Source organism: Brevibacillus sp. HD3.3A, assembly GCF_013284375.2.
In the GTDB taxonomy this organism is placed as follows: domain Bacteria; phylum Bacillota; class Bacilli; order Brevibacillales; family Brevibacillaceae; genus Brevibacillus; species Brevibacillus parabrevis.
Window position 1 is genome coordinate 4,349,386 of the sequence record NZ_CP085874.1, and the last position, 13,508, is coordinate 4,362,893.

At 55.4% G+C, this 13,508-nt stretch carries 7 protein-coding genes; all 7 read right to left on the reverse strand.

Annotation, left to right across the window (positions count from 1 at the left end; all coding sequences use genetic code 11):
* Positions 1–57 precede the first annotated feature (57 nt).
* The 7 genes from HP435_RS20350 to HP435_RS20380 all read right to left on the reverse strand — a co-directional run bounded on the left by HP435_RS20350 (position 58) and on the right by HP435_RS20380 (position 13,469).
* A complete protein-coding gene (locus HP435_RS20350) occupies positions 58–5,037 on the reverse strand; it encodes an Ig-like domain-containing protein (protein ID WP_173599124.1) in 4,980 nt (1,659 codons plus the stop codon).
* 246 nt (positions 5,038–5,283) lie between these two features.
* Positions 5,284–6,279, reverse strand: a complete 996-nt coding sequence (locus HP435_RS20355) for an agmatinase family protein (RefSeq protein ID WP_173599123.1) — start codon at positions 6,277–6,279, stop codon at positions 5,284–5,286.
* Positions 6,276–7,550: an imidazolonepropionase gene (gene hutI, locus HP435_RS20360; RefSeq protein WP_173596880.1), complete on the reverse strand. Its 1,275-nt coding sequence runs from the start codon at positions 7,548–7,550 to the stop codon at positions 6,276–6,278. Before hutI ends, HP435_RS20355 begins: the two co-directional genes overlap by 4 nt.
* A gap of 5 nt (positions 7,551–7,555) precedes the next feature.
* Positions 7,556–9,226, reverse strand: coding sequence for a urocanate hydratase (gene hutU, locus HP435_RS20365; RefSeq protein ID WP_173599122.1), 1,671 nt, complete (start codon positions 9,224–9,226; stop codon positions 7,556–7,558).
* Between the two features lie 165 nt (positions 9,227–9,391).
* Positions 9,392–10,888: a helix-turn-helix domain-containing protein gene (locus HP435_RS20370; protein WP_173599121.1), complete on the reverse strand. Its 1,497-nt coding sequence runs from the start codon at positions 10,886–10,888 to the stop codon at positions 9,392–9,394.
* 93 nt (positions 10,889–10,981) lie between these two features.
* On the reverse strand, positions 10,982–11,551 hold the full coding sequence (gene lepB / locus HP435_RS20375) for a signal peptidase I (RefSeq protein ID WP_122963967.1): 570 nt from the start codon (positions 11,549–11,551) through the stop codon (positions 10,982–10,984).
* Between the two features lie 142 nt (positions 11,552–11,693).
* Positions 11,694–13,469 (reverse strand): sigma-54-dependent Fis family transcriptional regulator, encoded by a 1,776-nt coding sequence (locus HP435_RS20380; protein WP_173599120.1) that lies wholly within the window; start codon positions 13,467–13,469, stop codon positions 11,694–11,696.
* Positions 13,470–13,508: the final 39 nt, after the last annotated feature.

Consider the following 13,508-nt stretch of genomic DNA (forward strand, 5'->3'; position numbering starts at 1 on the left):
TCCTATTGCGAAAGGGCCAGCTAAATCATCCAGCTGGCACCTCTCTCCTGTTGCTTGCTACTGCCTGACCTCTACTGTGATTTTGGCTGTCTTGCCTTTGTAGGTGACCGTAATCGCAGTTCTTCCGGCTTGTTTGGCGACCACATTTCCGTCGACTACTTCCGCAATCTCGGGGTCCTCGACCGCCCATTCCACTTCTTCTGCAATGAGATCTGTATAGCTTTTGCTGTATGTTCCGATCAAGGTAATCGGCTTTTCCTGACCTTCTTTCAGACGCACATACGAAGGAGCAGCCTCCAAGCGAACCGGGATTTTCTCGTCTACAACCATGAGGCGAACCCGGAATTTGCTCTTGTCCACTTTTCCGGAAATTACCGCGGTACCAGTCGCTTTGGCGATCAGCTTGCCTTCTTCTGTTACCTCCACGACTTCAGGATCGGAGGATATCCAGTTTGCCTGCTCGGTAATATCTTCGGTCTCGTCACCGTCCAGCATGACAAGCTCCAGCTGCCGCTCCTCGTCTACTTCCAGCACGCCTTCGCTGCGAGTCAGCAGCTTGATTCTGGCGTCTGTACCGCTTGCAATCGTAACGGGGATGTGCAGCTCTTGCCCTTCATACGAAACCGTGATTATGTCTTTGCCCGTTTTGCTGCCTGCCTGAATCTCGCCCGCTGTCACCGTGACAAGATCGTTTTCGGTGGAATACTCTACCGCTTCATCCGTGGTGATGTCGACCTTTTTAGCGCCATCCACTTTGAAGATTTGGAAGCTTTGCCGCTCTTTGGGCTTCAGGCGAAATGCTTTTTGTGATGCCTGCAAAACGTCAGAAACAGTTGCCTTGACGGTTACGTCCGCCGTTGCGGTATAGCCGCCGTCTGCCGTTGTGACGGTGATGCGCGCGGTACCAGGTGCTACGGCCACGATCTTGCCTTGCTCATTCACTTCCGCTACGGTACGATCGCTGCTCTCCCACTTGACCCGCTTGTCAGTCGCATTTTCCGGCTGAATCACGGCCTTCAGTTCGTGCGTCTCGCCAGCTTTTAGCACCAACTGGCGAACGTCCAGCTCCACACCCGTTACCTTGACCGCGCTTGGCGGCTGATAGACAGACAGTCTGATCTGCGCTTCCAGCTCGGTCGTGTTATGCGCTTCGTCGCGCAGTTGCAGCAGCACCTTTTTCATGCCATTGCCATACGCGAGCCGCCAAGACGTGCTTGCAGCGACCTGTTGCCAATCGCTCCAGCCCTCGTTTTCATTGGCAAAACGCATTTCTACCGTCCCTAGCGAGTCCGTGGCGGTTACATTTAGCGTCACGTAGACGGAGCTGGATGTTTGCGCGCCGCTGTTGATGGCAAACGTGCCTTGCGGAGCAGTCTTGTCAATCGTAAAGGCAATGCGTGTGACATGGCTCGCGGCATCCGTGACGACAAGCTCATGCTCTCCTTCACTGCTTACGGTCGTTCCGCTGGTAAACGGCTGACCGTCGAGGGTTGCCGTCCCTTCGTTGAACGTAATCTGCACATCGTCTTTGTAGCTTTTGCCGTTCTCCACGCCCGAAACGACAGGCGCTTCCATATCAAGCTCGATGTTGGCGGAGACGTCGGCTACATTGCCCGCCTTGTCACGAATCTGCATGTGGACGGTTTTTTGCCCGTCGTTAGCTGAAAGCATCCACGTCTGTGTCGGAACCGCATCGTTCCAAGCGCTCCATGCATTACTTTCGTTGGCGAAGCGAACCTGGACAGGTCCATTGGCATCAGTAGCGGTGACAGTCAGATTGACCGTTTGATCCTGCGTCACGCTGGCCCCTCCATTAATGCTGAGCGACCCTGACGGCAAGGTTGTGTCCAACGTAATTTCATCTTGCATGTTCGCGATGTAACCCGATTTGTGCAGCAATTTCACATAGACGGTTTTGACACCGTCACCGACTGGCAATTGCCACGCTTTTGTTAGTGCAAAAGGTTCTGGCACGCTCCAGGTAGTACCGTCCATCGAGAAAGACATGCTTGTGTCAGCTGCACTTTTGCTTGTTGTCACGTGCAAGGTCACGTCTCGCGAGGTGGTGAACGGCGCATCTTCATTGATCGAGAAGGCGCCAAACAGCGGCGTCTTGTCGATGGAGAAGACGACGGTCGTCTTGTTTCCGGCTTCGTCTGTCACGACAAGCGTGTAGTTTCCTTGCTCCGTGACAGTCGTGCCGCTCGCGAATGGCGCGCCGTTCAGCGTAGCTGTTCCTTCCGAGAAAGTAATCAGCCTGTCTGAGTTGTACACGCCCTCATCGTCAACGCCTGTTACGACAGGAGCAGTCGCATCGAGAGTAATTGACTTTTGCAGGTCAAGCACGTTGCCAGCACGATCGCGTATTTGCAAAAATACCGTCTTCGCGCCATCCCCGTCTGACAAAGTCCACGATTTTGTCTCCTGTACCGCTTCCCATCCAGACCAATCGCCGCTGCCTGTCGGAGAAAAGCGCATTTGCAACTGATCGTCGGCATCGGCGTATTGCAGCTTCAGTGCCACCTGCTTCGCGTTTGTCGCACTCGCGCCGTCATTGATCGTGAAGCTTCCGGTCGGAGCCGTCTGGTCGACGATGACGGTCGCTTCCAATGTTGCGGTATTCCCTGCTGCATCTGTTATGTTTGCCGTGACTCGCTTCTCTCCGTCTCCGGGAGCAAGCGTCCATGTCTTCGTGCTTGCGTACGGCTCTGGCAAACTCCAGTTGGCCCCGTCATTGGAATAGACAGTGGTCATGGAAGTCAAATCCGTCACGTTCAACTGCAAGCTGACTTGCGATTGATTCGTGTGAGTGTCGCCATTGCCGATCGTCATCGTTCCTTGCGGCTTCGTCTGATCCACGGTAAAAGACAGCGTTGTGACATTGCCCGCCTCGTCTGTGACTACAAGCGTGTAAGCCCCGTCTTGGGAGATCGTATCCCCGCCGCTGAAAGGCTGGCCGTTCAGCAAAGCTGTTCCTTCCGAAAACTGAACCGTAACAGCCTGCTTGGAAATCTGGTTCGCCGCAACTCCTGTCACGACTGGCGGAACCGTGTCCAGCAAAATGCTCGCTGATTTGCTCGTTTCATGCCCGGCCTGATCGCGGAATTTGGCGTAGACGGTTTTGGTGCCGTCGCCATTCGTGAGCGTCCAGGACATTTCCGGTTGCACCGGCTGCCAGCCGTCCGCGAACACGCCGTCAGTGTTGGACAGGCTCACTTCTACCGGCCCGTTAGCGTCTGTCGCTTCGAACAACAGCTTCACTGCTGCCGTGGAAGTCGCCGTATTGCCCGCATTCGTGCCTTTAATGGACATGGTGGCTACCGGAGGAACCGTATCCAGCATGATGCTGTCAGAATATTGCTGCTCATGCCCTTCGCCATCCTTGAGCTTCATGTACACGGTCTTGTTTCCGTCTCCAGCAGCCAGTTGCCAAGCTTTGGTGGCGGCAAGCTGCTCCCAAGTAGACCAAGTCGTTCCGTCATTGGAAAAGCTCATCTGGATTTGTCCACTTCCCGCGCCGTCTGTACCCGTGATCGTCAGTGCAACGTCCCGTGTCGTCGTGAACGTCTTGCCGTTTTCGATCACAAGCGTTCCGGTCGGAGGAGTTGTGTCCAGAAAAAAGCGAATGGTCGTCGTATTGCCGGCCATATCTGTCACGACCAATGTATGGTCGCCATCTGCCGTTACCGTTCCGCCGCCGACAAATACAGCGCCGTCCAATGTCGCTGTTCCTTCGTTGAATGTGATTGTCACTGCTTGCGAGTAGGAGCCGTTATTGCTCACTCCAGATACCACAGGAGGTGTCGTATCCAGCGTGATATTGGCGCTCGCGGAAATTTGGTTGTGAGCCTCGTCGCGCGCCTGCATATAGACGGTCTTCGCTCCGTCGCCCGCAGTCAGCGCCCAGTTATAGGAGGTAGCCGCACTGTAAGGCTTCCAGTCCTCCGTCCACTGATCGGACGCATTGGAAAAACGCACCTCTAACGGCTTGCCCGTATCGGGGTCGACAACGGTTGCCTGCAGATTAACCTGACTGGAACCGGTGGCCAGCATTCCGCCATTGATTTTCAGCTCGGCAGAGGTAGGCGGCTCCTGCACATCCTCGATTTGAATGGTAAAAGCTTTGGTGAATGAGCCTCCCGACGGATCGCTTACCTTGATCGAGACGGAATAGCTGCTTTTCGCTTCGTAGTCAAACGATTGCGTTGTGTACAAATTGTTGTCAACCAGCTTGAAGGCGCTTTGATCGCCCCCTGCGAGCTCGAAGGTCAAATTCCCTTGGTCTTCGCTGTCAGGGTCTGTCGCGCTCAATGTTCCGACCAGCGTGTTCGGTGGCAGATTTTCTTTTACGGATTGTTTGCTGAGTGAAATGTCTGTCGGTGGGGAGTTATCGACATACTTGATTTCGAGTCTGGGAAGCAAAGGTGAGTTGTTGGAAGCTTTGTCGTAAAAAAGGACTTGTACTTGCGCATTTGGGATAGGCGGAGCGGTTTGAGCACCCTTTAGCACAAAGCTCGCCACTTTGTCGTTCGATTGGAGCTTGATGTAATCAGTCACATCAAAAGACACCCAGCTGTCCTTTTGCAAACTCGAGCCGGACGCGGGAGCTTTTCCAAGGGCAGTGCCGGTAGCAGGCAAGGTCATGTCCAACTGCGACCAGGAGTCATTGTCCACTCCATACAGGTCGAGAAAAGGCTCGCCCCCTGTCCTGTCCACTTTGGTCAGGTAAAGCTTCAATTGGGCAGATTCGATCTTTCGGCCAAAGTCCACCTTGTCTGGCCCCAAATGAAACTTCATTGCAGCATTCGCAGGTCCAAAAGCAGCGTCATACCCGACAAATACACGATTGTTTCCTCCTAGGCCATCTGCTTCCCCGTACGGATACGCACCCATAGGATCTACAAAAAAATCTTCATCGACAACGATTTGAAACGGATCTTCTACCTTGGCTACGGCAACACGCTCAGGCAACACCATCGGCTGCACCAGCGAAAAAACCAACAACATGGACAACAGCCTTGAAAGCATCTTTTTCATATCGGCCTCTCCATTCCTCCTTTCGCAAATAGTAAAAATGGCTCATTCCCTCGTCTTCTGCTGACTTTCTTCCGTCATGGATAACCCAAGAAATGGCAAGTAAATTCTACCAAAATTTGCTTGAAAAAGAACCTTACTAAAGTTAGCTTTTTTTCGACAAAAAACCGCTGTCCCTCTGTCAGCAGCAGAGAAACAACGGTTCGCCAAGCAAAAAAACTTTTGCAGGAGCAGATTTGACGCCAAAAATTACTTTCGCTGCCGATATCCCGTCAAAAAGGACAGCATCACATGAACGGCTGTTTTGACTGTCGCCTCCGTCCGGTCTTTGTACGGGTCGAGACATACGATGTCCATGGCTTTGACCTTCGGGTGCAAGCCTGCCTCATAGACGGCGTCAAACAGCTCGTCGCTCCGCATACCCCCGGGAGTAGAAGCAGGGACGCCCGGCCCGTAGCCGATGTCGAGCACATCCATATCGACGGTCAAATAAATCGTATCGACTTGCGAGGCCAGCCGTTCGAGTGCTTCCTGCACCGTTTGGACAACGCCTTTTTGCCGCGCCTGGCGCAGCGTCGTATAGCGCACGCCTGCCTCATCCGCGTAAGCCTTGAGCGACCGGGCATTGAAAAAGCCGTGCAAACCGATGTTGTGAACGTCCTCGGCCTGGATCGTCTTGCTTTCGATCAAATTGCGAATCGGCGTGCCGTTCGAAGGTCCGTTATCCGTCAGGTCGCGCAAGTCAAAATGGGTGTCCAGCTGCAAAATGCCTACCCGCTCGTCCGTGTGAACGTCCTTGTAGCCTTTGATCAGCATGGCCGTAATCGAGTGATCGCCGCCCATCATCACGGGCAAAAGCTGAGGATGGTTCGTGCGCATGTGCGCCATGGCTTCGCGAATGTTGCGGTGGCACTGGGCGATGTCGGTAACATGCTGCCTGACGTCGCCCAGATCGACCACGCGAAGCGATTGCAGGTCGACATCGTAATCGAGATTGTACGTCGTAAAATATTTCCACGCCCGCCGCATCGCATCTGGATTTTCGCTGGCGGCCGAGGCCGAGATGGACGAACGGGAAAGCGGCACTCCGAGCAGCGCTACGTCGTAGTCGCTCCAATCAGTGCTGCCCGCCGTTGCCACCTCTAGCGTCTTGATCCATTCGCTCACTTTTGGCTCGGCTGGCGCGGCACTCCTGTCCCAGGCAAAGCTGGGCGGTTTAAGCAGCGGGTACGGGTATGCCGTCATACGAGCCGCCCTCCCGCCACGACTACTGCTCCGTTTTTGATTACCGTATCCACATGGTTCACACCGTAACGGTATTGCAGCGTCATGAAGTCAGGCACAGCAAAAATGGTAACATCGGCTTTTTTTCCGGCCTCGATGCTGCCGACCTCGTGGGCGCAACGGATCGCGTGTGCCGCATTGATCGTCGCCGCCGTCAGCACTTCTGCCGGGGTCATGCCCATTTTCAGGCAGCCGAGGTTCATGATGAGCGGCATCGAGACGGTAGGCGAGGAGCCGGGATTGCAGTCGGTCGAGATCGCGACTGCCACGCCACGGTCAATCATTTTGCGGCCGTTTGCGGAATCCGCCATGAGGAAAAAGGCCGTTCCCGGCAGCAGTACCGCGATGACGCCTGCTTCCGCCATTCGCTCGATGCCCGCATCTGACGCCCGCAGCAAATGATCGGCGGACACCGCTCCCAGAGACGCCGCCAATTCGGCTCCCTCGTACGGCTCGATCTCATCGGCGTGAATTTTCGGCAAAAGGCCGTGCTCCCGGCCCGCTTCGAGAATGCGCCGCGACTGCTCGGGAGTGAACACGCCGCGCTCGCAAAATACATCGTTGAAGACGGCCAGCTTGCGGCGCGCTACTTCGGGAATCATCTGCTCGATGACCAGATCGACAAACGCATCCGGCGTTTCCTTGTACTCGCGCGGTACCGCATGTGCGCCCATGAAGGTGCTCACGAGATCGATCGGGTGGGTTTCGTGCAGCTTTTGCGCTACTTCCAACTGCTTGATCTCGTCTTCCAAAGTAAGGCCGTAGCCGCTTTTCGCTTCGACCGTCGTCACTCCGTGCAGCAAAAACTGGTCGAGCCGCCGCTTGCTCTGCTCATACAGCTCGTCGTGCGTCGCCTGTCGCGTCGCAGCCGTCGTGGCGTGGATTCCGCCGCCGTTGTTCATGATTTCCATATAAGTAGCGCCAGAGAGCCGCATGTTGAACTCGTTTTGTCGCGTGCCTGCGTGCACCAGATGTGTGTGGGGGTCAATCAGGCCAGGCGTAACCAGCTTGCCTGTGGCGTCAATGACATCTGCTTCGTGGGCGCGTTCGCGGAACCACTCAGCCAGTTCTTCATCTGTGCCGACGCGTTCGATTACACCGTTTTCCAGCCAGACGCTGCCATTTTCGATGATGGACAGCTCGTTCATTCTGGCACCTGTCACCGGGGAGTGAGAGCCGCCAGCCAGCGTGGCAAGCTGGCTGGCATGGCGAATCCATACTGGTTTGTTCATCGCTTTTACTCCTTCAACATCGGGATGTGGACGCCTTTTTCCTTGGCGGTCTGAATCGCCAGCTCGTAGCCTGCATCCGCATGGCGGACGATGCCCATTCCCGGGTCGCTGGTCAGGACGCGCTCCAGGCGACGCGCCGCTTCCGGCGTGCCGTCTGCCACGATGACCATACCTGCGTGCAAGGAGTACCCCATCCCGACGCCGCCGCCGTGATGCACCGACACCCAGCTTGCGCCGCCTACCGCATTGATCATCGCGTTCAGGATCGGCCAGTCGGAAACAGCGTCACTGCCGTCTTTCATCGCTTCTGTCTCGCGGTTTGGCGAAGCGACAGAGCCAGAGTCGAGGTGATCGCGGCCAATGACGATCGGCGCTTTCAGCTCGCCGCGCGCCACCATCTCGTTAATGATTTGGCCAAAACGCGCCCGCTCGCCATACCCCAGCCAGCAAATACGGGAAGGAAGTCCCTGGAACTGAATCCGCTCCTGCGCCATGCGAATCCAGTTGCACAGATGCGTATTATAGGAAAACTCGCGCAGAATGACTTCGTCCGTCTTGTAAATATCTTCAGGATCGCCGGACAGCGCTACCCAGCGGAACGGGCCTTTGCCCTCGCAAAATTGCGGGCGGATGTAAGCCGGCACAAAGCCAGGGAAGCGGAATGCGTCCTCGACACCCTCGTTTTTCGCTACTTGTCTGATGTTGTTGCCGTAGTCAAACGTAACGGCACCCTTCTCCTGCAAAGCCAGCATGGCGCGGACGTGGTTGGCGATGCTCGCTTTGGAACGTCGCTCGTATTCTTTCGGATCGCGCGTGCGCAGCTCTGCTGCCGCTTCCAGGCTCATGCCCTCCGGAATGTAGCCGTTGAGCGGGTCATGCGAAGAAGTCTGGTCCGTCAAAACGTCCGGTATAAAGCCGCGGTCAAGCATCGCATTCAGCACTTCCGGCGCATTGCCCAAAAGTCCGATCGAAATGCCTTTTTTCTCCCGCTTGGCTTCCTCCGCCATTTTGATCGCTTCATCGAGGCTGTCTGTCATCACATCCAGGTATCGTGTATCCAGTCTGCGCTGGATGCGTGTCGGGTCGACCTCGATGTTGATGCTCACGCCGCCATTGAGCGATACGGCCAGAGGTTGTGCGCCGCCCATGCCGCCGAGACCAGCGGTAACCGTGATCGTGCCAGCGAGTGTACCTGCAAAATGCTGGCGAGCCAGCTCCGCAAACGTCTCGTACGTTCCCTGGACGATCCCCTGGCTGCCGATGTAAATCCAGCTGCCCGCCGTCATCTGTCCGTACATCATCAAGCCCTTTTTGTCCAGCTCGTGGAAGTGTTCCCAGTTGGCCCAGGCCGGAACGAGGTTGGAGTTTGCCAAAAGCACGCGCGGCGCGTCCGTGTGGGACTTGAACACCGCCACTGGCTTCCCGGACTGGATCAGCAGTGTCTCGTCACTCTCCAACGTTTGCAATGTTTTGACAATGGCATCGAAACATTCCCAGTTGCGCGCCGCTTTCCCGATCCCGCCATACACGACCAAATCTTCCGTACGCTCCGCCACGTCGGGATTCAAATTGTTCAAAAGCATGCGCAGCGCCGCTTCCTGAATCCACCCTTTTGTATGCAGTTCAGTGCCCGAGTAAGCCTGAATCAATTGCTCAATGGATTGTGTCGTTGTCATCCTGCTTCCACCTGCTTTTCCTTAGAGTGTGTATCTCTTAGCTATATTGTAAAAGCCGGAAAACAGACAAAAAAGGCACCATGCTTTCGATTTGGTGCCTCTTCTTTCGATTGAATCAAGGGAAGCAGATTGAATTTTCTAAAAAACTCTCTTTTCTTTCGATTTCTATCTTTTCTTTTGATTTCGTAACAAACGTGGGGTTGTACCCGTCTTTTCCTTAAAAATTTTACTAAAGTAATTGGCATTGACGAACCCGCTGCGCTCGGCCACCTCCTGGACGGACAACGCCGTTTCCAGCAGCAGGCGCTGCGCTTCCTTCACCCGCATCGCCGTGAGAATTTGCCGGAAGGAGCTGCCTTGCTTCTGCGCAAACAACGTGCTGAAATAAGCCGGGCTGCGGTCGACATGCCGGGCCACATCTTCCAGGCGCAAAGCCGGATCGGTGTAACGCCCCTCCATGTAGCGCAGCGCTTGCTCGATCACATCCGCTTTGATCTCGTCGCCCCTGTTGTTGAAAGTATCGAGCAGTTCGTTGATAAAAAGCAGCAGCTCCGTCACGATCCGGTACAAGATCGGAGCGTACAAAATCGTCTCAAACACACGATGGTACGCTTCTTCGAGTAAAGCGCTGTCCAGCCCGTGCGACTTCATGTAGCGCCTGACCTGCGCGAGAATGCTGGTCAGACGAATGCGCAACAGCCCCGGCTCGGGGTACGGCTCGTCCTTGTAGAAAAAATGCGCATACAGCCACTGCTTCAGCTGCTCGCGATTGCCGCTGTGCAGCATGTCGATCCACGTTCGCTGCTCGCCTGGCGTCAGGAACGGGTCGATCATCAGCCAGTTTACGCTGCCTTCCACCATGCTCACTTGCCGATAGCCCTTGAAAAAACGCAAGTGCAGCGCCTGGCTCGCCTGCTCGTATTTTTGCTGCAAGCTCTGCTCGGAATCTTCGGCATCGTGGATGACGAGAAAAAGCGGAGCATCGCTCGACGCCTCCCAGTCCATCAGCAAGCGCTTGCCGAATTGGTGCCACTGGGACCAGGACAAGGTAGCGTCTGCCGGAAAAACAGCGGCAATCGCGTCTTTGGTCGGCAACAGCACAGGCTTGTCGCGAAACGGGTAGCCGGAAAAAAAGTCGAGCAGCTCCGAATGTCTGCGGGCATCCTCCAATTGGGCGAGCATGACTTTTTGCTGACCAACTGGCGACGATCCGGGCAAAAACAAGTCGAGATACGAGATTTCCTTGCGCAGCCCCTGGACGCTCCCCGCTCCTGGCTCCAGCCGTTCGTCTCCTGAGCGTTCCTGACAGCAGCGCGTCAAAACGCGGCGGATGTATTCAGGTGTTTGCGGCTTCAGCCACAAGTCCCGCGCGGAAAGCTCGATTCCTTGCATCGCCCGCTCAAAGGTCGCTTCCGAAGTCGTGACCAGCACGATCGGCCGATATTGGGCGACCAAAAGTTTGAAGCGCTCCCAGTGCGCCTTGTCAATCATATCCAGTTCCATGCAGACGACTTGCGGCAGGTGTGCTTCCATCACCTGAAACACTTCCGCCATCGTCCCGGCCGTATGTACTTGGTCATACGGGATGGCGCAGCTTGCGACGAGCCAGCTGATCCCGGCCCGCTCTGTCGCGTCCCTGTCTGCAATCAGTATGCCGGGCATCGTCAGCCCTCCTTTTGCGGCTTGCCAGAAAAATGCGAGAACTTCTCTTGTTGCAAACAAAGGTTGCCCGTGAATGGACAACCTTTGCTCCTGCTATTTCTCTTCGTTTGTAAACGGATTTTGGATCATCGTGCCCATGATGTGATCAAGTGGAATAAAGCCGATCTCACGGGAATCCGTGCTATGGTTGCGGTTATCCCCCATGACGAAAATATGGTTGGCTGGCACTGTCACTTTTCCATCGGATACGTACTCCATCGTTTCCTTGATGTACGGTTCGTTGAGCACCGTGCCGTTGCGATACACCTGATTGTCTTTGAACTCCAGCACATCGCCAGGCTTGCCAATCACTCGCTTGACGTACATCGAGTGGTCGTCGTCCGCTTTCCCTGTCACCAGCGCCACCAATGGGTGACTGACGACATCGTCCACAAGGGACCTTTTGCGTTCCACGCGACTGTCGATGACGACGATATCGCCATAGTCCGGCAAATACGAAAACGTATGCGATAGCTTGGACACGTAAATGCGTTGCTGGTCTTGCAAGGTAGGGTCCATCGAATGACCATCAACCTTGTACGGCTGGAACACGAAGATTCCGAGAACCAGAGCGAAGACGATTGCAAAGGCAATCGAACGGACCCATCCCATCAGCTCTTTCATTATGCTATGCCACTCCTCTCATACAACTTCGTTCCCCTATCCTCTACCCTCTATCATATCACAAAAATGACGCAAACCCAAAAAGCCGGTCCCATAGGCTCCCCGGCTCTTTTCGCTCTTCATCCACGTCAGCACGCGAGAGTCACAACAGTCCGTACTCGCGCATTTTCCGAAACAGCGTCGCCCGGCTGATCCCGAGCAGCGCGGCTGCTTCTTCCTTTTTGCCCTTGCGCATCCGCACTTCATTCAAAGCTTGCGCCACAGCAGACTTTTCCAGCTCTTTGAGCGTCAAGACCGGCTTTGGCGCTTCGCTGCTATCTGTGCGTCCCGTTCTTTCCGCAGGCTTTTGCAGCCGGAATGTGTGTCCAGGCAGGCTTGCCACTTGTATCCAGTCGGAGTTTTCCAGATTGGCCGCGTATTCAACCGTATTTGCCAGCTCGCGGACGTTGCCAGGCCAGTCATGGCAAAACAGCACGGACTGCGCCTCCTGGGAAAAGCCGCGAATCGTTTTCCCCAGCGTTTTTGTATACGCAGCCAGAAATTCATGGGCGAGCAAAAGAATGTCTTCCCTGCGCTCCCGCAAAGCAGGCAGTTGAATCGGAATGACGTGCAGGCGGTAATACAAATCGAGGCGAAACTGGCCTTGCGCGACCCGCTCCTGCAAATCGAGGTGGGTCGCGGCGATAATCCGCGCTTCGACGGGAAGCGTTTTTCCGCTGCTGCCCAGCCGCTGGAACTCTTTTTCCTGCAACACCCGCAGCAGCTTGCCTTGCAAGTGCATCGGCAAATCCCCGATTTCGTCGAGAAACAACGTCCCTTTGCCAGCCGCCTCAAACACGCCTGCCTTTCCGCCTTTTCGCGCGCCGGTAAACGTGCCGTCTTCATAGCCGAACAGTTCGCTTTCCATCAGATGCTCGGGAATCGCCGCGCAATTGATCGAAATCAGCGGCTGTTGCCGCCGCGGACTGGCCTGATGGATCGCTTTGGCGAACAGCTCTTTTCCCGTGCCGCTCTCTCCCTGGAGCAAAATCGTCGATTCGCTGCCCGCCACTGTCCGCGCGATCGTTTTGGCCTGGAGCAGCGCAGCGCTGTTGCCGGAAATCGCCGCAAAAGCATCCCCTGCATCTGTGCCAGTGACCCGGCGCGCCATCTCGACGACTTCCTGCGCATCGTCGAGCGTAATGACCCACTCCTTGATCTCGTCGCCAAGCTGAACAGGGCGGATGGCGAACAAAAACGTTTTGGCTTTTCCGCCAACCGAAAGCGCCACTTGCTTGGGCGCGGACTGCGAGCCATCGGCCAAGCGAATGGCGGCAATCCATTCTGCGGCCTGACTGTCGTCTGCATCGAGTTGCAAATATTGCCGCGCCCGCTGATTCGCTTCGACGATACGGTTTTTTTGATCGATCAAAAGCATTGCCTTGTCCATTTCATCCATGACGACACGCAGCTTTTCGGCAATGAGCTGTTGCCTGGTGTACATGATGTGCTCTTTGAGCTTGACCGCAATCAGCTCGGCCATTTTTTGCAAAAAGCCGAGAATCGCCTCGACATCGGCGAACAACCGCTCCCTTTGTTCGTCGTCAAAAGCAAGCAGCCCGATCACGCCTACGCTTTGCCCATCCAGTCGGATCGGACAGCATATTTCCCCCGTCTCCGCACAGCTTCCATAATGCGTGCAAGGGCGGCATTTTTCATCCTGCCCCGGTCGGGTAATCACGACAGGCTCGCCATTGACAAGCGACGCCCGGTAAATATGATCTTCGCCTGCCATCGTGCGCAACACGCCGGATTCGGTTTTGCCCGTCCCTGCAATTCGCAAAAAATCGCTGTCGGCAATCTCTACTTCCACTCGCAGCACGGCGGCGACTGCCTGGGCGATTTTTTGCACGCTCTCCTGAATCTCCCGCAAGGACATCGGCTTGTTCCTCCTCTGCTTGTCTTTTTCTCATTATAA